General features: G+C 70.9%; 21 protein-coding genes. 15 read left to right on the top strand and 6 right to left on the bottom strand.

Translation table 11 applies throughout. From position 1 onward, the window contains the following. Positions 1-3 precede the first annotated feature (3 nt). Positions 4-1,359, bottom strand: a complete 1,356-nt coding sequence (locus AB0B58_RS33520) for a hypothetical protein (protein ID WP_360232066.1) — start codon at positions 1,357-1,359, stop codon at positions 4-6. 194 nt (positions 1,360-1,553) lie between these two features. On the opposite strand from AB0B58_RS33520, the gene murD reads away from it, so the two are divergent. The 8 genes from murD (at position 1,554) to AB0B58_RS33480 (ending at position 10,941) form a co-directional block, all read left to right on the top strand. Continuing rightward, positions 1,554-2,906: a UDP-N-acetylmuramoyl-L-alanine--D-glutamate ligase gene (murD, locus tag AB0B58_RS33515; RefSeq protein ID WP_360232063.1), complete on the top strand. Its 1,353-nt coding sequence runs from the start codon at positions 1,554-1,556 to the stop codon at positions 2,904-2,906. Between the two features lie 362 nt (positions 2,907-3,268). Continuing rightward, positions 3,269-4,243, top strand: coding sequence for a MurR/RpiR family transcriptional regulator (locus tag AB0B58_RS33510; RefSeq protein WP_360232060.1), 975 nt, complete (start codon positions 3,269-3,271; stop codon positions 4,241-4,243). 46 nt (positions 4,244-4,289) lie between these two features. After that, complete coding sequence (locus AB0B58_RS33505; RefSeq protein WP_360232057.1) at positions 4,290-5,597, top strand: extracellular solute-binding protein; 1,308 nt, start codon at positions 4,290-4,292, stop codon at positions 5,595-5,597. Between the two features lie 77 nt (positions 5,598-5,674). Then, the gene (locus AB0B58_RS33500) at positions 5,675-6,658 is read left to right on the top strand and encodes a sugar ABC transporter permease (RefSeq protein ID WP_360232054.1); all 984 of its coding nucleotides are present in this window, start codon (positions 5,675-5,677) and stop codon (positions 6,656-6,658) included. Next, positions 6,658-7,557, top strand: a complete 900-nt coding sequence (locus AB0B58_RS33495; RefSeq protein WP_360232051.1) for a carbohydrate ABC transporter permease — start codon at positions 6,658-6,660, stop codon at positions 7,555-7,557. The genes AB0B58_RS33500 and AB0B58_RS33495 overlap by 1 nt, the downstream gene beginning before the upstream one ends. Before the next feature lie 36 nt (positions 7,558-7,593). Further along, positions 7,594-9,027, top strand: a complete 1,434-nt coding sequence (ngcE, locus tag AB0B58_RS33490) for an N-acetylglucosamine/diacetylchitobiose ABC transporter substrate-binding protein (protein ID WP_360232048.1) — start codon at positions 7,594-7,596, stop codon at positions 9,025-9,027. 47 nt (positions 9,028-9,074) lie between these two features. Beyond that, positions 9,075-9,986, top strand: coding sequence for a sugar ABC transporter permease (locus AB0B58_RS33485; RefSeq protein WP_360232045.1), 912 nt, complete (start codon positions 9,075-9,077; stop codon positions 9,984-9,986). Positions 9,987-10,005: 19 nt separating this feature from the next. Beyond that, complete coding sequence (locus AB0B58_RS33480) at positions 10,006-10,941, top strand: carbohydrate ABC transporter permease (protein WP_360232042.1); 936 nt, start codon at positions 10,006-10,008, stop codon at positions 10,939-10,941. Positions 10,942-11,014: 73 nt separating this feature from the next. Here AB0B58_RS33480 and AB0B58_RS33475 read toward each other — a convergent pair whose 3' ends face one another. Together AB0B58_RS33475 and AB0B58_RS33470 are read right to left on the bottom strand one after the other, a co-directional pair. After that, positions 11,015-11,206, bottom strand: a complete 192-nt coding sequence (locus AB0B58_RS33475; protein WP_360232039.1) for a DUF397 domain-containing protein — start codon at positions 11,204-11,206, stop codon at positions 11,015-11,017. Between the two features lie 8 nt (positions 11,207-11,214). Next, positions 11,215-12,057 (bottom strand): helix-turn-helix transcriptional regulator, encoded by an 843-nt coding sequence (locus AB0B58_RS33470; RefSeq protein ID WP_360232036.1) that lies wholly within the window; start codon positions 12,055-12,057, stop codon positions 11,215-11,217. A 210-nt stretch (positions 12,058-12,267) separates the two neighbouring features. Here AB0B58_RS33470 and AB0B58_RS33465 point away from each other — a divergent pair, with 210 nt between their 5' ends. Together AB0B58_RS33465 and AB0B58_RS33460 are read left to right on the top strand one after the other, a co-directional pair. Next, on the top strand, positions 12,268-12,498 hold the full coding sequence (locus AB0B58_RS33465) for a hypothetical protein (protein ID WP_360232033.1): 231 nt from the start codon (positions 12,268-12,270) through the stop codon (positions 12,496-12,498). Positions 12,499-12,621: 123 nt separating this feature from the next. Further along, positions 12,622-13,035, top strand: coding sequence for a hypothetical protein (locus AB0B58_RS33460; RefSeq protein WP_360232030.1), 414 nt, complete (start codon positions 12,622-12,624; stop codon positions 13,033-13,035). A 52-nt stretch (positions 13,036-13,087) separates the two neighbouring features. Here AB0B58_RS33460 and AB0B58_RS33455 read toward each other — a convergent pair whose 3' ends face one another. Next, positions 13,088-15,346: a glycoside hydrolase family 3 C-terminal domain-containing protein gene (locus AB0B58_RS33455; RefSeq protein WP_360232027.1), complete on the bottom strand. Its 2,259-nt coding sequence runs from the start codon at positions 15,344-15,346 to the stop codon at positions 13,088-13,090. Between the two features lie 60 nt (positions 15,347-15,406). Here AB0B58_RS33455 and AB0B58_RS33450 point away from each other — a divergent pair, with 60 nt between their 5' ends. From AB0B58_RS33450 to AB0B58_RS33440, 3 genes are read left to right on the top strand one after another with little or no spacing between them, the layout of a single operon-like run. Then, the gene (locus tag AB0B58_RS33450; RefSeq protein WP_360232024.1) at positions 15,407-16,003 is read left to right on the top strand and encodes a helix-turn-helix domain-containing protein; all 597 of its coding nucleotides are present in this window, start codon (positions 15,407-15,409) and stop codon (positions 16,001-16,003) included. A 41-nt stretch (positions 16,004-16,044) separates the two neighbouring features. Further along, positions 16,045-17,724 (top strand): bifunctional 3'-5' exonuclease/DNA polymerase, encoded by a 1,680-nt coding sequence (locus AB0B58_RS33445; RefSeq protein WP_360232128.1) that lies wholly within the window; start codon positions 16,045-16,047, stop codon positions 17,722-17,724. Positions 17,725-17,774: 50 nt separating this feature from the next. Beyond that, positions 17,775-19,361, top strand: coding sequence for a protein kinase domain-containing protein (locus tag AB0B58_RS33440; protein ID WP_360232021.1), 1,587 nt, complete (start codon positions 17,775-17,777; stop codon positions 19,359-19,361). 9 nt (positions 19,362-19,370) lie between these two features. Here AB0B58_RS33440 and AB0B58_RS33435 read toward each other — a convergent pair whose 3' ends face one another. After that, positions 19,371-20,192 carry a metal-dependent hydrolase gene (locus tag AB0B58_RS33435; protein ID WP_360232018.1) on the bottom strand — a complete coding sequence of 274 codons (822 nt, stop codon included), beginning with the start codon at positions 20,190-20,192 and terminating at the stop codon, positions 19,371-19,373. Between the two features lie 121 nt (positions 20,193-20,313). Next, the gene (locus tag AB0B58_RS33430) at positions 20,314-20,778 is read right to left on the bottom strand and encodes a DUF1707 domain-containing protein (protein ID WP_360232015.1); all 465 of its coding nucleotides are present in this window, start codon (positions 20,776-20,778) and stop codon (positions 20,314-20,316) included. 224 nt (positions 20,779-21,002) lie between these two features. Here AB0B58_RS33430 and AB0B58_RS33425 point away from each other — a divergent pair, with 224 nt between their 5' ends. Next, entirely contained in the window at positions 21,003-22,367 is a 1,365-nt protein-coding gene (locus AB0B58_RS33425) for a sensor histidine kinase (protein WP_360232012.1), read from the top strand. Next, positions 22,364-23,050, top strand: a complete 687-nt coding sequence (locus AB0B58_RS33420) for a response regulator transcription factor (RefSeq protein ID WP_360232009.1) — start codon at positions 22,364-22,366, stop codon at positions 23,048-23,050. Before AB0B58_RS33425 ends, AB0B58_RS33420 begins: the two co-directional genes overlap by 4 nt. The last annotated feature ends 3 nt before the right edge of the window (positions 23,051-23,053 follow it).

Here is a 23,053-nt window from a genome sequence, read left to right as displayed (position 1 = left end):
CGGCTAGCCGATCGCGGTCGCCAGGACCTTCGCGTACGACGGGGGCACGAACGTCTGCCCGCTCGGCGTCAGCACCTCGTCGCGCGAGGCCGCGGCCCACGCGCCGGCCGGCACGGCCGCACGCAGCGTCGCGATCACCGGGGAGTCGCCCCACTGCGGGTCGTCGCCGAGCATCGTCAGGGCGACCAGCGACTCCTCGACCTCGCCGACGCACTCGAACGGCTTGTGCGCGTCGATGCCGAGCAGTTCCAGGTAGCCCGGCACCTGCGCCGGGTCCGCGAACAGGTCGCGGCCGAAGATGCGGGTGAGCCGCTCGCGCGGCATCGACGGCGCCATCGCCAGGGCGACGAAGCGGCACTTGGGGCAGTCGCCGCACCAGCGTGCCGTCGGGTCGTGCAGCTTGAACGCCTTGTTGCAGCTGGTCACCACGTCGTCGTACGTCGTGTGCCGGGCGAAGAGCTGGGCGATGTGCAGCTCCGACAGCGAACGCAGCAGCGAGAAGTAGGGCTCGGTCAGGCCGGTGTGCGCCGTGACCGCGGCACGCAGCAGCCCCTCGGCGGCGAGGCCCTTGGACCACTGGTGGTTGATCTCGTGACCGTTCCAGATCAGGTTCGGGTCGGACGCCGAACGCTCGTTCGACATCACCACCGGGCCCAGCCCGTGCAGCGCCGCCGTGGCGATCGCGATCAGCGAGTTGATGGCGGTGACCGGGATGTGCCCGTTCAGCGCGCCGGCGGCGTTGAGCTCGAAGAGGCGGGGGTCGAGCCGGCGGCGGGCGGCGAGCGCGTGCAGGCCGGAGGCGGCGTTGACGTTGACGATCACCGGGTTGGGGTTGACCGAGAAGGGCACCGGGTCGAGCCCGGCGGCGCGCAGGATCTCGAGCGTGACGATCGAGTCCTTGCCGCCGCCGACGGCCGAGAGCGGGCGGCCCTCCGCGTTGTCGACCGCCGGTGCGGCGGCCGAGGTGCCGGGGACGTGCACCGACAGCTCCAGAACGTGCGGCAGCCTGTTGACGTAGGCGTACTCGCCGAGACCGTGGGTGTAGACGGCCGTGAACAGCGCGGCGGCCTCGGCCGGCACCACGGACGGCGCCTCGATGCGTGCGGGGGCGCCGACCTTGTAGTAGCTCACTCCGGCGACGACGTGGAGCAGGTCGAGCACCCGCAGGAAGTGCTCGGGTGCCGGGCCGGCCGCGACGGGGAAGATGATCGTCTCGGTGAACTCCAGCGGCTGCGGGCCGTCGAGCAGGTAGTCGAACTCCGCGACTCCCGTCGCCGGATCGAACCTGTATGCGGGGAACCGCATGACCTCGAACTGCGTGCGCACCCGGAAGCTCCCGTCGTCGGACCAGCGAGCCATACTAGTGCCTGAGTCGGAGTGGGGCCCGGGCTGCGGCGGGTCCAGGTGTCGCCTGGCCGCACGCCGGGATCGCCCACATACAACACCGGTATGCGGACAATCCCGGCGCACACCCAGGCGACACCTGGACCTCGCCTCACCTCGACCCCCACTCCGACTCAGGCACTAGTGCCACGCGACCGAGGGAGACGAAAGTGCGCTTGACCGACCTGCGGGGACGTTCCGTGGCTGTCTGGGGTACCGGCCGTGAGGGCCGCGCCGCGGTCATGGCCGTCGCCGCGCACGGTCCGGCGCGCCTGATCGCGGTGGACGACAGCGTCAACTTCCTCTCCGTGCCCTGGGAGGGCGAGCTGGCCGCGCTGGCGCCGCTGGCCGGTGGTGATCATGCGTTCGCCGCGCTGGTGGCGGCCGACGTGGTGGTGCGTTCACCGGGCGTGCCGCAGACCCACCCGTGGATGGCCGAGCTGCGTTCCCGCGGCGTCACCGTGACCGGCGGCAGTGCGCTCTGGATGGCCGACCACGCCGGCCGGACGGTCGGTGTCACCGGCAGCAAGGGCAAGAGCACCACGGCGGCCCTGATCAGCCACCTGCTGGCGGCCGTCGACCGCCCGAACGTCTTCGGCGGCAACATCGGCGTGCCGCTGCTCGACCTGCCGCCGGCGCAGCAGTACGTCCTCGAGCTGTCCAGCTATCAGTGCAGCGACCTGACCGACTCGCCGCGGGTCGCGGTGGTCACCTCGCTGTTCCCGGAGCACCTGGACGCGCACGGCGGCGAGCGCGAGTACTACCGCGACAAGCTCAACCTGCTCGCGCACGGCCCCGAACTGATCGTGATCAACGGCGCGGACGAGCGGCTGGTGACCGAGACCCTGCGGGCCCGGGACGCCAACGGCTTCGCGGCGGTTCCGGCGGGCGGCGGCGACTCCCGGTTCCGGATCGACGACGACGATCTCGTGTACTGCAGCGACGACGCCCTCTTCCCGCGTGCCGCGCTGCGGCTGCGCGGGCGGCACAATGGGCGCAACCTGTGCGTGGCGCTGGCCGTGCTGGACGGCATGGGCATCGACGTGGTCGCCCGCAAGGACGACCTGCGCCGGGCCGTGGAGTCGTTCGAGGGGCTGCCGCACCGGCTCGCGGAGATCGAGGACCCGTCCGGGCTGACGTTCGTTGACGACACGCTCTCCACGAGCCCGTACTCGGCGATGCACGCCATCGACGCGTACGAGGGAAGGCCGTTGACCGTTCTCGTCGGCGGGACCGACCGCGGCCTGGACTATGCCCCGCTGCGGGACCACCTGCGGGGTCTCGAGATCACCGTGATCGGCCTGCCGGACAGCGGGCCGCGGATCCTGGACGAGCTGGCCGGGCTGCCCGGCGTGCGCACCGAGGCGGCCGAGGACCTGCCGTCCGCGGTGCGGCTGGCGCGCAAGCTCACGCCGCCCGGTGGGGTGGTGCTGCTGTCCCCGGCGGCGCCCAGCTACGGCCGGTTCCGCAACTTCGAGCACCGCTCCGAGGTCTTCGCCCAGGCGGTTCGCGACAGCGCCTGATCGGTTCTGGGCAGAATTTTTGCCGGATCCCGCCGTTTTTTCGAGACGCCCCCGCTGCTGCGGGGGCGTTTTGTGTTAACGGTCCCATCATACGAACAGGCGAGTACTGCATCCGCTGATTGGCCATGCCTACTCACCCGAAAGGTCGACGAATAAATCGGTCTAAACACGTGCATGTGATGGCGGTCACGCCGTAACGACCATATGGGGATCGACGCGGGTCAACCGCCGGTGGGGTCGCACGCATTCATCGACGTGCCCTTGGTAACGGTTTGAAAACTTCACCCACGGTCTTGACATGGGGGGTCAGAAAGTAAGAACTTTTACCGCGACAGTAAACACTCCTTATGAAGGGATGGCCCATGGTCGAGCCAGACGCAGACGGCACCGCATCGACCGCGGTCGTCGACTCGCTGGCGCGCGACCAGGCCCCGCACATCGTGATGAGCAACAACTCCGACGGTGTGCTGGTACGGGTACGCACCCTGCTACCGGAGTTCACCGGTGCCCTGCAGCGCGTAGCCGAGCAGGTACTCACCGACCCGGCCGCCGCCTCCCGGGCCACCATCGTCGAGCTCGCCGAGCGCAGCGGCACCTCGCCGGCCACCGTGACCCGGTTCTGCCGGGCGCTCGGCTTCGACGGCTACGCGGATCTGCGCCTCGGCATCGCCGCGGAGACCGGCCGGGCCCGCGCGTCCGGCTGGACCGTGGACATCGGCCGCGAGATCCAGCCGAGCGACCCGCTCGAGCGCGTGCTCGGCCAGATCATGGCCGCCGACACCCGGGCCATGCACGACACGGCGTCGCTGCTCGACCTGGCCGAGGTGGAGCGTGCCGCCGTTGCCATCGCCGTCGCGCCGCGGGTCAACATCTTCGGCGCCAGCGGCAGCGCGCTGGTCGGCGAGGAGATGCAGTTCAGCCTGCACCGCATCGGCGTCGCCGCCTGGGCCTGGACCGACGTGCACAACGGCCTGGCCAGCGCCGCGCTGTCGCGCTCGGGCGATGTCGCCCTCGGCATCTCGCACAGCGGCGAGACCGGCGAGACGATCGAGCTGCTCGCCGAGGCCAGCAGCCGCGGCGCCACCACCATCGCACTCACCAGCTTCCCGCGCTCGCCGCTGGCCGAGCTCGCGGACATCGTGCTGCTCACCGCCACCCAGGCGACGACCTTCCGGCCGGACGCGCTCTCCGCGCGCCACCCTCAACTGGTCGTCCTCGATCTGCTCTATGTCGCCGTCGCCCAGCGGACCCACGAACGTTCGCACGCGGCATTCCAGCGCACCGCCCAAGCCGTACACGGCCACAAAGCCGTCAAGGACGGCAGCTCCGCACCGTGAACCAGTTCCCCTCACCCCCATATTCATTTTTGTCCAGGAGGAAAGCGTGAAGCGCAGAATCGCGGTTGCCGCGGCGCTCGCCGCGACGCTGGTCGGCGCCGCCGCGTGCGGCTCGAGCAGCGACAGCAGCGACACCCCCAACGCCAACGCATCGGCCAACGGCGCCGGCAAGACCATCAAGGTCTGGCTCATGGTCGACGCCCAGTCCGGCTGGCCCGAGGTCGTCAAGCAGGCCAACGAACGATTCACCCAGGCCACCGGCGCCCAGGTGCAGGTCGACTACCAGCAGTGGACCGACCACCTGGCCAAGCTCGACACCACCCTGGCCGGCGCCGAGGTGCCCGACGTGGTCGAGCTGGGCAACACCGAGATGCCGAAGTATGTCTTCAACGGTGCCTTCGCGCCGCTCGACAAGTCGCAGTTCGAGAACTCGGCGCAGTGGCTGACCGGCCTCTCCGCCCCGTGCGAGCTCGACGGCAAGACCTACTGCGTGCCGTACTACGCCGGCGCCCGGGTCCTGCTCTACCGCACGGACCTGTTCGAGAAGGCCGGCCTGACCGCGCCGAAGACCTACGACGACCTGGTCGCCGCGGCCAAGACGCTGAAGGAGAAGAACGGCAGCGACAAGCAGTTCTCCGCCTTCTACATGCCGGGCAAGTACTGGTACGCCGCGATGGCGTGGGTGCACGGCAACGGCGGCGAGATCGCCAAGAAGGACGGCGACAAGTGGGTCGGCACGCTCTCCGAGGCGGGTGCGCAAACCGGCCTGACCAAGTGGGCCGAGCTGGCCAAGACCTACTCCAGCGGTGACCCGACCAAGGACGAGAGCGACCAGGACGCGGTGTACGCGCAGGGCAAGTCCGGCATGCTCTACGGCAACGGCTGGGAGCTGGGCGCGGTACAGGAGCAGCCGAAGGACCCCAACGACCCCGCCTCGGCGAAGGTCAAGACGAAGGTGAACGGCAAGGTCGCCTCGGCGCCGCTGCCCGGAATCCCGTCCTTCCTCGGCGGTTCGGACGTCGCCGTCACGGCGAAGAGCAAGAACGCCGACCTGGCCGCCAAGTGGGCCCAGATCTTCACCGACACCAAGTCCCAGGAGGGCCTGATCGCCAAGGGCGCCCTGCCCAACGCGACCACCCTGCTGGACAAGGCCGCGGCCGTGAAGGGCAACGAGGCGACCGCGCTGGCCGCCAAGGAGACCTGGTTCGTCCCGATGGCGCCGAAGTGGTCGGACGTCGAGTCGGCGAACGTGCTGCAGAACATGCTGGTGAGCATCGCCACCGGTAAGTCCACCGTGGCCGACGCCGCGAAGGAAGCCGACGCCAAGATCAACGAGATCCTCAACGCCAGCTGACGAGATCGTGCCGCCCGCCTCCGGGCGGGCGGCACGACCCGACACCTCACTCCCCCCGTCAGAGAGGTAAGGGACCGATGTCCGTCGTCGACTCCCCGTCCGCCCCGGTGCAGCAGCCGGCGGCGCCGGCCCCGGCCGATGGGCGCGCCAGGGGCAGACGTCGTTCGGCAACGAGCGGCGGGTTCGCCCCCCTCGCGCTCACCCTGCCCGCACTGCTCCTGCTCGCCGGACTGCTGGGCTACCCGCTGATCCGGATGATCGTCCTGTCGTTCCAGAGCCTCGGGCTGCGGCAGCTCTTCGGCGACCTGCCGCCGGACAACGTCGGTCTCGCCAACTACGTCAAGATCTTCACGGACCAGACCTTCTACGAGGTCGTCGCCCGCACGGTGGCCTTCACCGTGGTGTCCGTGCTGCTCACGGTGGTCCTCGGGCTCGCCGTCGCGCTGCTGATGCGCCGGGTCGCGCCGAGCGTGCGGATCGCCATGATCGTCGCGATGATGTTCGTCTGGGCCATGCCGCAGCTGGTCGCCACGCAGATCTTCCGCTGGCTGGTCGACTCCGACTTCGGCGTCCTGAACTACCTGATCGACCTGCTGCCCGGCGTCGACTTCGCCAACCACAGCTGGTTCGCCGACCCGGTGCAGGGCTGGATCGTGATCACCTCGATCGTGGTCTGGGCGGGCATTCCCTTCATCGCGATCACCCTCAACGCCGGCCTCACCCAGGTGCCCAAGGAGCTGCTCGAGGCGGCCACGGTGGACGGCGCGTCCGCCTGGCAGACCCTGCGCTCGATCACGGTGCCGATCCTCAAGCCGCTGCTGATCATCGTCACGACGCTCTCGGTGATCTGGAACTTCGGCCTCTTCACCCAGGTCTACGTCGTGCGCAACGGCCGGCCCGAGGAGGAGTACCAGGTGCTGGCGACCTGGGCATACAGCGTGGCGTTCAAGAACAACAACTACGGGCTGGGCTCGGCCATCGCGGTCGTGACGGTGCTCCTGCTGCTCGGCGTGATGGCGTTCTACATGCGCCAGATGTTCAAGATCGGAGACGTGGACTGATGGTCGCCACCGCACCGCAGGCCGCCGTACGCAAGCGGCGCCGCAAGCAGCGCGAGTCGGACACGCCGACGGTCGGCCGCAGCCGGACCGGCACGGTCGCTGCCAACGCGATCGGCGTGCTGTTCGCGATCGTCATGTTCTTCCCGGTCTACTGGATCATCAACACGTCGTTCAAGCCGGCGCCGGAGATCCTCCAGTTCGACCCCACGTTCTTCCCGCACACGTTCACGCTGGACAACTTCAAGTCGGCGTTCAATGCGCCGTTCTTCCAGCAGGACCTGGTCAACGGCGTGATCATCACCTGCGGCGCGGTCGTCGGCGCGCTGCTGGTCGGCTTCCTTGCGGCGCTGGCCATCGCCCGGTTCCAGTTCTACGGCCGTAAGGCGATCATCCTCGTCGTCCTGTCGGTGCAGATGGTGCCGTTCGTCGCTGTCCTGATCCCGCTCTTCCTCATGCTGCAGAAGGCGAACCTCACCAACAGCCTGCTGGGCATCACGCTGGTCTACGTCGGGCTGATCCTGCCGTACACGGTGTGGACGCTGCGCGGTTTCATCAGTGCGATCCCGCGCGAGCTCGACGAGGCCGCCTCGATCGACGGCGCCAGCCGCTTCCAGGTCTTCTGGAAGATCATTCTGCCGCTCACCGGCCCCGGCCTGGTGGCGACCTCGGTGTACGGCTTCATCCAGGCCTGGAACGAATTCATCATCATCAACACGCTGAACGATCAGGCGCACCAGAACCTGATGGCGTGGCTCTTGCAGAACCAGACGAGCCGTGGCACCTTCTGGGGCCCGCTCATGGCTGGGTCGATCCTGACCGCCCTGCCGGTGGTCATCTTCTTCCTGATCGTCCAGCGCAACATCGCAACGGGCCTGACGGCTGGCGCCGTCAAAGGCTGACCCGGCACCGCATCAACACCCCTGAGGAGAAAGCGAATGTCCGAAATTTTTAAGCCCGAGGTCGACCGCCGTACGCTGCTGCGCCGTGCGGCCGCCGTCGGTCTGCTCGCCACCCCCGCGGTCACGATGCTGAGCGCCTGCGTCGGCAGCGGCAGCGACGACAAGGAGACCACGGACAAGCCCGCCGGCACGGTCTCCGCGACCAACCCGCTGGGCATCAAGGAGGACGAGCCGCTGGAGATCGTCATCTTCAACGGCGGCCTCGGCACCAAGTACGCGACCGACGTGCACATCCCGTCGTACAACAAGCTGTTCCCGAACTCGAAGGTCGCGTTCAACCAGACCGAGGAGATCGCGACGGTCGTGCAGCCGCGGTTCACCGCGGGCAACCCGCCGGACATGATCAACAACTCCGGCTCGAAGCTGATGGACCAGGGCGCCCTCGTCCAGGCCGGACAGGTCCAGGACCTGACCGAGCTGTACGCGGCCCCGTCGGTGGACGTCTCCGGCAAGGCCGTCAAGGACACCCTGATCCCCGGCACGATCGAGCAGGGCACGTTCAACGGCAAGCCGTACGTCCTGAACTACGCCTTCACCGTCTTCGGCCTCTGGTACTCGGGCAAGCTGTTCAAGGACAACGGCTGGACCGCGCCGACGACCTGGGCGGACTTCACCGCGCTGCTCGAGAAGATGAAGGGCAAGGGCATCACCCCGTTCGGCTACGCGGGTGCGAACGCGCCGTACTACATGTACACGGTGATCCTGACCAGCGCCGCGAAGATCGGTGGCGCCGACATCCTCAAGAACATCGACAACCTCGAGGACGGCGCCTGGACGACCGACGCCGTCAAGCAGGCCGCCGCCGCGTGGGCCGAGGTCGGCGCCAAGTACTCCAACAAGGCGTTCCTCGGCCTCAAGCACACCGAGGTCCAGCTGCAGCAGAACCAGTACAAGGTCGGCCTCTACCCGTCCGGCTCCTGGCTGGAGAACGAGCAGGCCAAGGACACCCCGGCCGGCTTCGACTACCAGCTCATGCCGATCCCGAGCGTGACCGCCGCCGACAAGCTGCCCGTCACCGCGCTCTACGCCGCGGCCGGCGAGCAGTACTTCGTCGCCAGCAAGGGCAAGAACCCCAAGGGCGGCATGGAGTACCTGCGCCACATGCTGTCGAAGGCGGGCGCCATCGGCTTCACCGAGCTCACCAAGACGCTGACCGTCGTCGCGGGCGCCACCGACGGCATGGAGATCAGCGCCGGCCTCACCTCCGGCAACAAGGCCCTGGTGGCGGCGGGCGCTGACACGTTCAGCTTCCGTTTCGACACCTGGTACAAGAAGCTGGACGACGAGCTGCGCGCCGCCACGAACGAGCTGTTCTACCAGGGCGGCACCGCCGACAAGTTCGTCACGCGGATGCAGAAGGCCGCCGACGCCATCAAGAAGGACTCCTCGATCGAGAAGTTCTCCCGCTGATTCATCGCTGACGACGTACCCGCAATCACGGACGGAGCAAGAGAACCATGAAGCACGGCAGGTACCCGTTCATCATTGGCTTCCTGATCGTGCCGGTGGCCATCTACGCGACGTTCGTGATTGCGGCGTACGTCCAGGCGTTCCAGCTGTCGTTCACCAACTGGCGGGGCTTCTCGCCGGACGTGAGCTACATCGGCTTCGACAACTTCGTGAAGCTGTTCAACGACAACATCTTCTGGCAGGCGATCCGGCACCACATCCTGCTGCTGGTCTTCCTCCCGCTGCTCACCATCATCCTGGCGCTCTTCTTCGCGTTCCTGATCAACGTGGGCGGCGGGTCGAAGGGCGGCCGTACCCGGGGGGTCTGGGGCTCGAAGTTCTACCGGGTGGTGTTCTTCTTCCCGCAGCTGCTGGCCCTGGCGCTGGTGGCGGTCATCTTCGCCCGGGTCTACTCGCCCGACGAGAGCGGCCTGATCAACGGCCTGCTGCACCAGATGGACGCCGGTCCGGTGCTGTTCCTGGCCGACGAGAACCTGGCGATGTGGTCGATCCTGGCGGTGCTCGTCTGGCAGGCGGTCGGTTTCTACGTGGTGCTCTTCTCCGCGGGCATGGGATCCATCCCGACGGAGATCTACGAGGCCGCCGCGCTCGACGGCGCCACCCGCGGCACGCTGTTCTTCAAGGTGACGCTGCCGCTGCTGTGGAACACGATGCAGGTCGCCTGGGTCTACCTCGGCATCGCCGCCTTCGACGCGTTCGCCCTCGTCAACGTCATGTCCGTCGACCGCGGTGGCCCGGACGGTGCGACGACGGTGCTCGGTCTCGAGATCGTCCGCAACGCCTTCGACTACGCACAGTTCGGCTACGCCTCGGCCATGGGCGTCGTGCTGTTCTTCCTGACCATCACGTTCGCGGCGCTGACCCTGCGGGTCACCCGGCGCGACGCGATCGAGCTGTGAGCCGGACCGGGAGCCTACGATGACAAACCTCATGCGTTCCGACAGCAAGGTCACCCCGCCGGGCCCGGCGTCACACTCCGGCTCGCGTCACAGCACCGACGCGGGCCGGGACAAGCGCGAGATCAAGCTGTTCAGCGGTTTCGCGCACGTCGCCCTGGCGGTCTGGGGCATCCTGGTCATCGCGCCGCTGATCTGGGTGGTGCTCGCGTCGTTCAAGAGCAACACCGAGATCTTCACGCACGCGCCGTTCAGCCTGCCCAGCCAGATCTCCTTCGAGACCTACCGCACGGCCTGGAGCGAGGCGCACGTCGGGCGCTACTTCCTCAACAGCGTCTTCGTGGTGGCGATCAGCACGGCCGGCACGATGCTCTTCGGCTCGATGGCCGCGTACGTGCTGGCGCGGTACCGGTTCTTCGGCAACCGCTTCATCTACTACCTGTTCGTCTCGGGCCTGGCCTTCCCGGTGTTCCTGGCGCTGGTTCCGCTGTTCCTGATCCTGCAGAACCTCGGCCTGCTGAACACCTACACCGGCCTGATCCTGGTCTACATCGCCTACTCGCTGCCGTTCACGGTCTTCTTCATGACGGCGTTCTTCAAGACGCTGCCGAACCAGATCGCCGAGGCCGCGATCGTCGACGGCGCCTCGCACACGAGGCTGTTCTTCCAGGTGATGCTGCCGATGGCCCGGTCCGGCCTGGTCAGCATCACGATCTTCAACATCGTCGGCCAGTGGAACCAGTACCTGCTGCCGGTCGCGATCATGCAGGGCCAGGGCGCCGAGCAGAAGTGGGTGCTCACCCAGGGCATCGCGAACATCTCGGTGTCGGCGGGCTATCAGGCCAACTGGGCCGCGCTCTTCGCGGCCCTCACGCTCTCGATCCTGCCGATGATCATCGTGTACGCGTTCTTCCAGCGGCAGATCCAGTCCGGCCTGACCGCGGGGGCGACCAAGTAGTCCGCGGCACCGAGTCCGGGCGGCGCCTTGTCCAGGGGGATGGGCGCCGCCCGATTGCGGCCGGCGATGCGGGTCAGGCGGTGAACTCGCCCCGCTGCGCGCCGTCGAGGAAGGCGGTCCATCCGCCGGGGGTGAAGGTGAGTACCGGGCCGGTCCTGTTCTTGCTGTCTCGCACCTGCACGGTTCCGTCTGCATGGCGGCGGGCCTCGACGCACTGGCCGTTACCGCCGCTGCGCGTGCTCTTACGCCAGTTTTGGTCGAGCATCTTGACTCCTATGACTGGTGCTCCGCGTCGCGGATCCCCCTGATCATCTCAGTTGATGCACTGGGCGACAACGCGGATGAGCGCAGGTCATTGAACACTGTGGTACATCGCTGCACGTCGTCACCCTCGGCGTAGAGGTCGCCGGTCAGCCCTTCGATGTAGACGACTCCCGGGATGTCCGGAAAGCTGAGGATGGCGAAGCTCGAGAGCATCGAGGCGTATGCACCCTCCCGGAACGGGATCACCTGCAGCGTGACGTTCCGCAGCTCTGCCGCCTCGAGCATGGCCGTGAGCTGCTCGTACATGACGTCCGCGCCGCCGATCTGGCGGTGCAGGACCGCCTCGTCCATGACGGCGACGAAGCGCAGCCGGCCGCCCGTGATCAGCTTCTGGCGTTCCATCCGGACGGCGACCCGCTGTGCGATGGCGTCGGGCGTCGGCTGCGACGCCTCCCGGCTCGTGATCGCCTGGGCGTACGCCTCGGTCTGCAGCAGGCCGGGCACGACGATGGTCTCGAAGTTCTGCATCTCGTCGGCCGCCGACTCCAGGCCGATGTACTGCCGGTAGACCTGCGGCAGGTCGCTGTACTTCGCCCACCATCCGCGCTGCTTTCCCTCGCGCGCCATGGTCAGCAGGGTCTCGCGCAGCTCGGGTTCGGTGACTCCGTACTCCCCGAGCAGCGCGCCGAGGGCGGGGCCCTTGATGCCCACCCGGCCGGACTCGATGCGTCGCAGGGTGCTCGGCGAGACCTCGATGACCGCCGCGGCGCGCTCGGTGGTCACCTTGGCCTCGTCCCGCAGCCGGCGGAGCTGAGCGCCGAGCTGGAACCTCACGAACGTCGGACTGTCCACGCCGGCATTCTGCCCTACTCACCGGTGGTGAGATCGAAATGTCTCAGTGTCATTGACCAGATCAAACTGCGTGCGCAAAATGACTGCACCGGGAGTGGCGGCGGAGGAACCCGAACCTCCGCCGCCCCGCCCACTCCGCGGAAGGGGAAGCGTGCGGTACACATCAAGGCGAGCGCGGAGGGTCCTCGGTGGATGAACCGGGCCGGCTCGTTGACTGAGATCGCGGATGCGGGGGACCACGCCGCCGAGCGGCCGTCCTGGGACTGCCGGTCCTGCGGCAAGCCGTGGCCCTGCGATCCCGCGCGGGAGTACCTGGCGGGCGAGATGGACCGGGTGCAGCTCGCCATCGTCATGTGGGCCAACATGGACGAGGCGATACCCGACCTGCCGCAGGGCCCGCCGTCGGAGCTCTTCGAGAGGTTCATCGGCTGGACGCACTAGGCGCTGATCGACACCGGGTTCGTGCCATGCCTCGGCGGGAGACGACTGTGGATGATCACTTTTGAGCAGGATGGTGCTCGTCGGATCGGCCACCGGCCGAACAACACATGGGGGAACCACGAAATGAAACTGAGCCGACTTGCCGCCGTCGTGACCGTCGTCGCCGTGGCGTTCGCCGGATTGACCGCGAGCCCCGCGCAGGCGGCGGCCAAGCCCGGCGTCGTCGTCGACTACGCCTACCACAAGATCAAGGTCAAGCCGAAGACGATCTGGCCGTACAAGGACCTGTACTTCAGCAAGCTGCACTGGACGAGCCTGACCGGGTCGACCGGGTACGCCACCGGCGTGCAGAACGTCAACACGTGCATCCCGAACTGCGCCTCGGCGAACTACAAGCGCACCGGCGTGAAGCTGAAGTTCACCCGGGTCCGCTCCTCGGACTGCCGCAAGGTGTTCACCCGGGTGCGCGTGACCGAGGTGAAGTCGAAGCGTACGAAGACCTACACCCTGCCCAGCCACAAGCGCCCGGGCTGCTGAGCGCCGGACGCGGCGACGTCACCGCCGGGCCGGGCCCGGCGGTGACGACTGCTCACCGGGCGGCGAACCGCAGCGCCGCGGCCTCGACGGCCGGCTCGTCGACCGGGGAGCCCGGGAACCGCGACAGCCGCCCCAGCGGGATCGCCCGCATCATCTGGCCGTTCGCCGGGTCCGCGAGCATGGCGGCGAACAGGCTCTCGCCCAGCTGCTCGCGCAGCCACGGGCCCGCGAGCGGGTGGCCGAGCCAGGCATCCACTGTCGACTCGGCGGTCAGCGACGGGACGTAGGAATCGCCGGCGAGCTCGACGGTGCCTTCCAGGCGGATGTCGCGCGAGGACGCACCGACGCGGATCCCGAACGTGCCGCCCTCCACCACCCAGCGGCGGGCGGTCTCGTGCCAGAACGCGAACTCGCGGGCCCCGAGGGTGAGCGTGACGGTCCCGCTCTCGCCGGGCTCGAGGCTGACCTGAGCGAACGCCCGCAGCTCCTGCTCGGGCCGGTAGACGCTCGCCTCCGGGTCGGTGACGTACAGCTGCACGGTCTCGCGGCCGGCCCGTCCGCCGGTGTTGGTGACGGTCAGCGTCACCTCGACGGATGCCTGCTCGCCGTCGGCGGCCACGGCGATCGCGAGGTCGTCGTAGGAGAATGAGGTGTACGACAGGCCGTGGCCGAACGGGTACGCGACGGGGAGCCGGTGCGCGTCGTACCAGCGGTAGCCGATCAGCAGGCCCTCCCCGTACCGGACGTGGCCGAGCTCGCCGGGGAACGCGCCGATCGTGGGGTTGTCCTCGAAGCGCACCGGTACCGTCTCGGCGAGCCGGCCGGCGGGTTCGGCGGCGCCGGTCAGCAGGTCCGCCGTCGCCGCGCCGCCGGCCTGGCCGAGCAGCCAGCCCTCGAGGACGGCCTGGGCGCGGTCCTGCCAGGGTGCGACGGTGACGACCGAGCCGTTGGAGAGCACGACGATCACGCGCGGGTTGACGTCCGCGACGGCATGCAGCAGGTCGATCTGGTGTGCCGGCAGGTCCATGTGCGCGCGGTCGTAGCCCTCGGACTCGTACGACGGCGGCAGGCCGAGGAACAGCACCACCACCTCGGCCCCGGCGGCGGCCCGGACGGCCTCGTCGACGAGCGCGGGGTCGGCGGCCTCCGACTCGATGGCGAAGCCGGGGGCGAAGGTGAGCTCGCGGCGCCCGCGGAGCGACCCGCGCAGCGCGTCCAGGGCGACGTCGATCCGGGTCGGGTTGACCTGTGACGAGCCGGCGCCCTGGAAGCGCGGGGTGCGGGCGAACTCGCCGATGACCGCGATCGTGCCGCCGGAGTGCGGGTCGAGGGGGAGGATGCCGCCCTCGTTCTTGAGCAGCACCGCGCTGGCGGTCGCGGCCTCGTGCGCGAGCGCGTGGTGCGCGGGTGCGTCGAACGTCTGCCCCGGCGGCGGCGCCGGCAGCGACCTGTCGACAAGCGTCAGGACGCGGGTGACGGCGAGGTCGAGGTCGGCCTCGCTCAGCGTCCCGGCCTTGACGGCGTCCAGGACGACCCGGGTGCCGGCGCCGCCGGAGGAGGGCATCTCCAGGTCGAGGCCCGCGGCGATCGCGTGGTCGCGGCGGTTGACCGCGCCCCAGTCGGACATGACCAGGCCCTCGAAGCCCCACTCGTCGCGCAGCACGTCGGTGAGCAGCCAGCGGTGCTCGCTGGCGTACCTGCCATTGATCTTGTTGTAGGAGCACATCACCGTCCAGGGCCGCGCCTGGGTGACGACCCGCTCGAAGGCGGGCAGGTAGATCTCGCGCAGGGTGCGCTCGTCGACGTCGGCGGAGACCGTCATCCGGTCGGTCTCCTGGTTGTTCGCGGCGAAGTGCTTGACCGACGCGCCGACGCCCTGGCTCTGCAACCCGTTGACCAGCGCGGCGCCGAGCTCCCCGGCCAGCAGGGGGTCCTCGGAGAAGTACTCGAAGTTGCGCCCGCACAGCGGCGAGCGCTTCATGTTGACGCCGGGCCCGAGCAGCACGGCGACCTCCGCGGCCCGGCACTCGCGGCCGAGCGCCTCGCCGATGCGGGCCAGCAGGCCGGGGTTCCAGGTGGACGCGAGGCCGGCGGCGGGCGGGAAGCAGGTCGCCGGGATGCTGTCGTCGAGGCCGACCTGGTCCGACCCGCCCGCCGGCTTGCGCAGGCCGTGCGGTCCGTCGGTCACCATGACGCCGGGAATGCCGAGGCGCTCGACCGGCTGCGTACGCCAGAAGTCGGCACCGTCGAGGAGTTCGGCCTTCTCCTCGAGGGTCAGCGAGGCGAGCAGGGCGGGGATATCGAGTGTCATCACACGACCGTAACAACGAAAACCTCCGCGCGGAAGTTTTGGCGCCCCTAGGATGGGTCGATGGATGACGCCCAGGAGACGCCGCGCCGCGGCGCGTACGAAAAGGGCGTCCGCAGGCGGCGCGAGATCCTCGACCGCGCGATCGAGGTCTTCGCGGAGCGGGGCGCCGAGGGCACGTCCCTGAGGGCGATCGGCGAGGCGATCGGGGTGTCGCACGCGGCGCTCAAGCACTATTTCGCGTCCCGCGAGGAGCTGCTGATCGAGGTGTACCGGGCCGCGGAGGAGCGCTCGATCGTCGAGGACCGGCTGCCCGCGGGCGTCTCGGTGGTCGGCATCATGACCCACGCGGCGCGCCGCAACCACGGGGTGCCGGGCCTGGTGCAGCTGTACTCGACGCTGGTCGCGGGGGCGCTGGAGGAGGGGAACGAGCTGTCCCGGGCGTTCTTCGGGCGACGGTTCGCCGAGCTGCGACGGTTCCTGGCGGTGAGCGTTGAGGCGGAGCAGCGGGCGGGCCGGATCCGCCCGGACATCGCGCCGGAGGCCGCCGCGGCGCTGATCATCGCCGCCTCGGACGGGCTGCAGACCCAATGGCTGCTCGACCCGCGGATCGACATCGAGAAGTCGCTGGAGCTGCTGGAAGGCCTACTCGGCAGCTGAGTGTCGTACCCGGGCGGCAGAATGACATCGTGCTGGTAGCGGTGGTGTCCGACGACGGGAGTTGGCACGGCTCCGGCCGCTGGCAGGAGCTGCTGCCCGACGGCTCCGCGGCCGGGGAGCCGGAGCGCGTCGCCGATCTCCCGGCCGCCATCGCCGCCCGCGAGGCCGCCGAGCACCCCCGCTGGATCTGGGCGGCGACGACCGACGGCTATCCCACGCTGCTGCGCGCCGGCGTGCGGGTTGGCCGCTGCCACGACATCGAGCTGACCGAGGCGCTGCTGCTCGGCCACGCGGGCCGCTGGGGCGAGCCGCGCGCGCTGCCCGCCGCGTGGGCCCGGCTGACCGGCGGCCCCGTGCCGGCCGACCCGCCGCCGCGCCTGGCCGAGCCGCCGGGCTTCGCGCAGGCCGCCCTCTTCGAGGCCATGACCGGCCCGCCCACGGCCTCCGGCTCGGTGGTGCTCGAGGCCCTGTCCAGGGTCTACGCCGACCAGCACGCCCGCATCCGCGCCACGGGCCGGCCCCGGCGGTTCGGCCTGCTCGTGGCGGCCGAGTCCGCCGGCGCCCTCGTCGGCGCGGAGATGGGCCACGCCGGCCTGCCCTGGAGCGCGGAGATCCACGACCGGTTGCTGCGGGAGCTGCTCGGCGCGCCGCAGCCGGTCGGCCCGCCGCGCCGGCTGGCCGAGCTGGCCGGCGAGGTCAACGCAGCGTTCGGCATGCACGGCCTGCACCCCGACTCGCCGGCCGAGGTGCTGCGCGCGTTCGCCCGCGCGGGCATCGACGTCCCCAACACGCGCGCCTGGGTCCTGCGAAACGTCGAGCATCCCGCGGTCAAGCCCCTGCTCGAATACAAGGAGCTCTACCGCATCTGGACGGCACACGGCTGGGCCTGGCGCGACGCGTGGGTGAGCGAGGGCCGCTTCCGCCCGGAGTACGTGCCCGGCGGCGTGGTCTCGGGCCGCTGGGCCACCCGGGGTGGGGGAGCGCTGCAGGTGCCGAAGGTGGTCCGCCGGGCGGTGGTGGCCGACCCGGGCTGGCGCTTCGTGATCGCGGACGCGGGCCAGCTCGAGCCCCGCGTCCTGGCCGCGGTCTCCGGCGACGCCCGGCTGGCCAAGGCCGGAGCCGCCGGGGATCTCTACGCGGCGCTGGCGACCGACTCGTTCGGCGGCGACCGGGCGAAGGCGAAGGTCGCCCTGCTCGGCGCGATGTACGGACAGACCGGCGGTGCCGCGATCCCGGCGCTGGCGGTGCTGCGGCAGAGCTACCCGACCGCCTTCGAATACGTGGAGGCCGCGGCCCGGACCGGCGAGGCCGGGGGACTGGTGCGCTCGTGGCTGGGCCGCACCTGCCCGCCCGCGTCGACGGCCTGGCGCGACGCGGGCCTCGACCCGCCCGAGGAGTCCGGGTCGGCGGAGCCGCAGGGCGGTGCGCCGGGACGGGCCCGGGGCCGCTTCACCCGCAACTTCGTGATCCAGGCGACGGCGGCGGAGTGGGCCCTGGTCCTGCTCGCGACGCTGCGCACGGCGCTGCGGGGCACCCGGGCGGAGCTGGTGCTGTTCGTGCACGACGAGGTGGGGGTGCACTGCCCGGCCGAGGAGGCGGAGCAGGTGGCGCAGGCGGTCCGGGACAGCGCGGCGAGCGCGGGCGAGCTGCTTTTCGGGGCGACGTCCGTCCGCTTCCCGCTCGACGTGTCGATCGTGCGGTGTTACGCCGACGCGGCCTGATCCTGTCTCGGGGGATGCGCATCGCCGTCTATACCGGCAGACTGGCGCAAATGGATGCGACACCTGTACTCGGCGGCCGGTACGCGCTGCGGGATCAGCTCGGCGCCGGAGGCATGGCCGTCGTGTGGCGGGCCCGTGACCAGGTGCTGGACCGGGAGGTCGCGGTCAAACTGCTGGCCGCCCGGCACGCCGGCGACCCCGACTCGAGACGGCGGATCCACGCCGAGGCCCGGGCCGCCGCCGCGCTGTCGCACCCCAACATCGCCCAGGTCTACGACTTCGGCGAGGCGGAGGACTACTTCGGCCGGATGCCGTACGTCGTCATGGAACTCGTCCGTGGCGGGACCCTGCAGGAGCGGATGACGGCCGGTGAGCTGCCGCCGCGGTTCGCGATGCGGGTGGCCGCCGAGGTCGCGGCGGCGCTGGCCGCGGCGCACGCCGACGGGCTGGTGCACCGCGACATCAAGCCGGCGAACGTCATGGTCACCCCGGCCGGGGTCAAGGTGGTGGACTTCGGCATCGCCGCCGCGATCGATCCGGGCGGCACCGGGGAGCCGGACTTCGAGGTGCTCGGCACGCCGGCATACCTGGCGCCCGAGCGGCTGATCGACGACGCGGTCGAACCGGCCTCGGACGTGTACGCCCTGGGCGTGCTGCTGTACCGGATGCTCTCGGGGCACTCGCCGTGGAGCGCCGACACCACCACGCAGATGCTGACCGCGCACATCTACCTCGATCCCGAGCCGTTGACGCCGCAGCCCGAGGTGCCCGGCTACATCATCGCGCTGTGCAACCGGTGCCTGGCCAAGGACCCCACCGAACGGCCGAGCGCCCGCGAGGCCGCGGCGCTGCTGGCACAGGGCGCCGGGCTGCGCGTCGTCGACGACATTCCCCCGCATCCGCCGGCCGGACCGTGGCGCGACGAGGAGCCGTCCGTCCTGATCCGTCCGAGGGCGGAGCCGGACGCACCACCGGCCGCGACCCCAACCGCCGAGGGTATGCCCGCCTCGGCCCCGACCGCCGCGGCGCCGCCCGCCGAGGCCAGGCCGGCGCACCGCCGCCGGGGCCTGCTGCCGTTCGCCGCCGCCGTGCTGCTCGTGGCGGCCCTCGCCGGGCTCTGGTGGCTGCTCGCCGGCGATGACCGGGCGGACCCTGACGCGGCCGCCGGGGCGCCCGCCGTCAGCCGTTCGGCTCCCGCCGCGGTGCCGTCGGTCGCAAGCAGCGGAAAGGCACCGGCCACACCCGGCGCGGCCACACCCGGCGCGGTCGCACCCGGGACGGTCGCACCCGGGACGGTCGCACCCGGGACGGTCGCGCCGGCCCCGGCGAACGGGGTGCCCACCCGCACGACGACGGGTCCGGTCGCCGCGACGAGCCGCCCCACGCCCAGCCCGACCGCCGAGACCACGCCGCCGCCGCAGGAACGCACGCTCACGTCGGCCGGCGGATCGGTGCGCGCCACCTGCCCCGAGGCCGGCACCGCCCAGCTGCTGTCCTGGACGGCCGCCAGGTCGTACAAGGTGGACGAGGTCGACGCGGGGCCCGCGACCACGACGGTCGCGGTGTTCAAGCACGGCAACGAGCGGGTCCGGATGACCGTCACCTGCACAGGCGGCGTTCCGTCCGCGACACCCTGAGCGACGGGGTCAGCCGTCCGCCCAGGTGTCCAGGTCGAACCGGCTCAGCAGGTGCGGCGCGAACATTCCGAAGATCGACAGCAGCGCCACCAGGGTGAACAACGTGCGCAGCACGAGCACCTCGCCCCGGCCGCCGACCTTCACCGCTATCCCGTTCGGGATGCCGACCATCCGCCACATCCGGCGGCCGGTCGGAATGGGCCACAGGATCGGCACGCCGTTCTTGGTGATCATGTCGCCGAGCAGGTGCACGAAGCAGCCGACGCCCACCGCGAACCCCAGCATCGGGTAGCCGCGATCGCCCGGGAGGTTCGCCGCGGTGAACCACGCGATCACCCCCGACGCCAGCGTCACGATCACCCAGCCGGCCCGTTCCGCCCACTCGTCGAACAGCCCGCGCAGCGCCAGGCCGGCCATGAGGAAGACGACGGCCACCACGGCCCATCTGCCGTAGTTGGCGCACAGCGCCGTCGTGCCCCAGCCGACCAGTCCCGCGAACGGCAGCGTGTGGGTGAACGTGCGGTGCCCGTTGTTGCGGCGCGGGTCCTTGCTGAGCTTCGTCGCCGTGTAGACCCCGAGCGAGACCTTCTCGATCACCTCGGCGACGAACAGGGAGAACACGCCGAAGGTCCGGGCGACCGTCGCGCCGCCCTGGTTGCGGGTCACCTTGCCCGACAGGTCCAGGTCGGGCAGCAGCGCGCCGCCCGCGCAGACGGCCGTGCCGACGGCCACCGCCAGCGCCGACTGCTCGTACCCGGCGAAGTGATCCAGGGCCCAGCTGCCAGCCAGCCAGACGGCCGCCCCCGACAGTGCGTGCGACGGACCCATCATGGTCGTGCCACCCCTCCCCGAGGCCCCCGTTCGCGATGGCGGCCGGGGGTAAACCCGGCCACTGTCGCAGAGCGGGAAGGGGTGTTCAACGACCGCCACAGCTACTGTGGAGTGTTGATGATCACCTGTAGCCGGGTGCGTTCCACGGCGCGACCCGGTGGCGGTAGTAGTGCTCGTGCCGGTGGCCGCCGTACCTGGCGTGTCTCATCAGGCCGATGACCAGGAACGCCAGCGGGATCGCCGGCCAGAAGAAGTGCGCGCCGGAGAGCAGCCACAGCCCGGTCAGCAGGACGGCCGTGACGGCCACGAAACTGGCGTGCCGGCGTACGCCCCGGCGTGTCGCGGCCCGGGCCTGCGGAGTCTCGGCCAGCGCCCGGCGGCCGTTGTCCGGCAGGTCGGCGGTGAGCGGGGCGAGTTCGTCGCGGAACTTCGCCGCGTACACCTGGCCGAGCCGCTCCTCGCCCTCTTCGAGGGTGAGCCGGCCCTCGGCCATCGCGGCCCGCAGAATCTCGGCGACCTGCTCGCGCTCGGTGTCGGAGGTCCGGAGCCGGTTGGGCCCGGACCAGTTGGCGTCGGTGGGATGCACGGTGACCTCCTGGGACGTGGCGGGATCTGACAGACAGCGTGACCGGTCCGCCGCCGGGCCGCGTCGCCCCGGCGGAGCATCCGGTACGCGGCCCGCGGCGCAGCCGCCAGCCCGCGGGGTACCACCCGGGGAGTACGCCGGGCGCACCCGTACCACGCGGGGCGCAGGCCCGCGTCGTCGTCGCGCGGATGCCCGGGTGAGCTGCGGTGCCGTAGGTTCGAGACGTGCGCAACCCGGGCCGGCAGCACCCGCCTCGGCGACCGGATCGAGCCGGCCGCCGGGCCCGCCGCGCCGCGCCGCCGGCCTGGTTCGACGCGATCGAGGCGCACGCCGGAGCGCACGGTTCCGTCCCGGCCGGCGCGCCCGCCGACGAGCACGGCGGGCCGCCCGGTCGTTTCCGGCCGGGCGGCCGGCCCGAGGGCTGGGGCCGGCGACCGCGGCAGGCGCCCTGGCTCGGCGCGGTCATCGCGGCGCTCTGTTTCCACGTGTTCGGCAACTGGACGCAGGCCACTGCCCTGTCCCGCCCGGCCGACGTCGTCGCGTGCGCGCTGCTGCTCATCGGCCCGCTCGCGCTGGCCTGGCGCGGCCGCGCCCCGATCGTCGTCCTCGCCGTCTGCGGCGCTGCCACGATCGGCTTCGCCGCGCTGTCGACCCCGGCGTGGAGCTACGCCGTCGCGCCCGTCATCGCGCTCTTCAGCGCGGTCAAGGCGGGCCGCCGCCGCGCCGCGGTGGCCGTCGCCGCCGCAGGCTACCTGACCTATCTGACCGTGACCTGGTTCGGCGGCGCGTTCGGGCTGCCGGCGGCGGCCCGTCCCGACCTGCGCGACACCGTCCTCATCGGCCTCGGGCTCGCCCTGACGGTCTTCCTCGGCAGCGCCGCCCGGGCCCGGGCCATCTACCTGGCCGAGATGACCAAGGCCAGGGCCGAACGGGCCCGGGCCAGGGAGGAACAGGAACGCCGCCAGGCCTCCGACGAACGGCTGCGCATCGCCCGCGAGCTGCACGACGTGCTCGGCCACCACCTGTCGTTGATCAACGTGCAGGCCGGGGTCGGGCTCCACCTGATGGACAACCGCCCCGAGCAGGCCCGTGAGGCCCTCGCCGCGATCAAGACGGCGAGCTCCGAGGCGCTGCGCGAGGTGCGGGCGGTGCTCGGCGTGCTGCGCCCCGAGGAGGAGGCCGCGCCCCGCCAGCCCGCACCGGGCCTGGGCCGGCTCACCGATCTCACCGCCGACGCGGGCCTGCCGGTGACCACGACGACGGTGGGTGAGCGGCGCGAGCTGCCGGCGGAGGTGGACCGCGCGGCCTACCGGATCGTCCAGGAGGCGCTGACCAACGTGCGCCGGCACGCGGAAGCGGGCGCGGCCGCGACGGTCTCGGTCACCTACGCGGAGAACGAGATCCGCCTGTCGATCCGCAACGACGGCCCGGCGGCGAAGGAGCCGCCGGACGGCGCCGGCGGTAGCGGCATCGCCGGGATGCGCGCCCGCGCGGCCAGCCTGGGCGGCACCCTCGCGGCGGGCCCGCCGCCGGCGGGCGGCTACCTGGTCTCGGCGGTGCTGCCGACAGCGACGGGGGAGAACGCATGATCAAAGTCCTGCTCGCCGACGATCAGGTCCTGGTCCGGGCCGGCTTCCGGGCGCTGCTGAACGCCGAGCCGGACATCGAGGTGGTCGCGGAGGCGGGCGACGGCCTCGAGGCGGTGCGCCTGGCCGGGCAGACGCGGCCCGACGTGGTGCTGATGGACATCCGCATGCCCGGCGTCGACGGCCTGGAGGCGACCCGCCGCATCGCCGCCGACCCGGCGCTGAGCGGTACCCGGGTCGTCATCCTCACCACGTTCGAGCTGGACGAGTACGTCTTCGAGGCGTTGCGCACCGGCGCCTCCGGGTTCCTGGTCAAGGACACCGAGCCGGTCGAGCTGCTCCGCGGCGTGCGCGCGGTCGCCGGCGGCGACGCGCTGCTGTCCCCGAGCGTCACCCGCCGGGTCATCGGCGAGTTCGCCGCCCCGGGCGGGCGCGGGCGTCCCGCGCTGCCGCCGGAGGAGGCCGAGCGCCGGCTGGCGCAGCTCACCGAGCGCGAACGCGAGGTGATGGTCCTGGTCGGCGAGGGCCTGTCCAACGACGAGATCGCGGGCCGCCTCATGATCAGCCCGGCGACGGCGAAGACCCATGTCAGCCGCACGATGGTCAAGCTCGGCGCCCGCGACCGCGCCCAGCTGGTGGTCTACGCGTACGAGGCGGGCCTGATCCGTCCGGGCTGGCTCGCCTGAACC

The sequence above is a fragment of the Actinoplanes sp. NPDC049118 genome, from assembly GCF_040648555.1.
GTDB lineage: Bacteria > Actinomycetota > Actinomycetes > Mycobacteriales > Micromonosporaceae > Actinoplanes.
Note: the sequence above shows the minus strand (reverse complement) of the source record. Positions and strands in the feature narration are given on the sequence as shown.

Bases quoted from the DNA above. Each gene is read 5' to 3' on its own strand.
- AB0B58_RS33520 (WP_360232066.1), bottom strand. From the start codon at position 1,359: ATGGCTCGCTGGTCCGACGACGGGAGCTTCCGGGTGCGCACGCAGTTC.
- AB0B58_RS33510 (WP_360232060.1), top strand. From the start codon at position 3,269: ATGGTCGAGCCAGACGCAGACGGCACCGCATCGACCGCGGTCGTCGAC.
- AB0B58_RS33500 (WP_360232054.1), top strand. From the start codon at position 5,675: ATGTCCGTCGTCGACTCCCCGTCCGCCCCGGTGCAGCAGCCGGCGGCG.
- AB0B58_RS33495 (WP_360232051.1), top strand. From the start codon at position 6,658: ATGGTCGCCACCGCACCGCAGGCCGCCGTACGCAAGCGGCGCCGCAAG.
- ngcE (WP_360232048.1), top strand. From the start codon at position 7,594: ATGTCCGAAATTTTTAAGCCCGAGGTCGACCGCCGTACGCTGCTGCGC.
- AB0B58_RS33485 (WP_360232045.1), top strand. From the start codon at position 9,075: ATGAAGCACGGCAGGTACCCGTTCATCATTGGCTTCCTGATCGTGCCG.
- AB0B58_RS33480 (WP_360232042.1), top strand. From the start codon at position 10,006: ATGACAAACCTCATGCGTTCCGACAGCAAGGTCACCCCGCCGGGCCCG.
- AB0B58_RS33475 (WP_360232039.1), bottom strand. From the start codon at position 11,206: ATGCTCGACCAAAACTGGCGTAAGAGCACGCGCAGCGGCGGTAACGGC.
- AB0B58_RS33460 (WP_360232030.1), top strand. From the start codon at position 12,622: ATGAAACTGAGCCGACTTGCCGCCGTCGTGACCGTCGTCGCCGTGGCG.
- AB0B58_RS33455 (WP_360232027.1), bottom strand. From the start codon at position 15,346: ATGACACTCGATATCCCCGCCCTGCTCGCCTCGCTGACCCTCGAGGAG.
- AB0B58_RS33450 (WP_360232024.1), top strand. From the start codon at position 15,407: ATGGATGACGCCCAGGAGACGCCGCGCCGCGGCGCGTACGAAAAGGGC.
- AB0B58_RS33440 (WP_360232021.1), top strand. From the start codon at position 17,775: ATGGATGCGACACCTGTACTCGGCGGCCGGTACGCGCTGCGGGATCAG.
- AB0B58_RS33435 (WP_360232018.1), bottom strand. From the start codon at position 20,192: ATGATGGGTCCGTCGCACGCACTGTCGGGGGCGGCCGTCTGGCTGGCT.
- AB0B58_RS33420 (WP_360232009.1), top strand. From the start codon at position 22,364: ATGATCAAAGTCCTGCTCGCCGACGATCAGGTCCTGGTCCGGGCCGGC.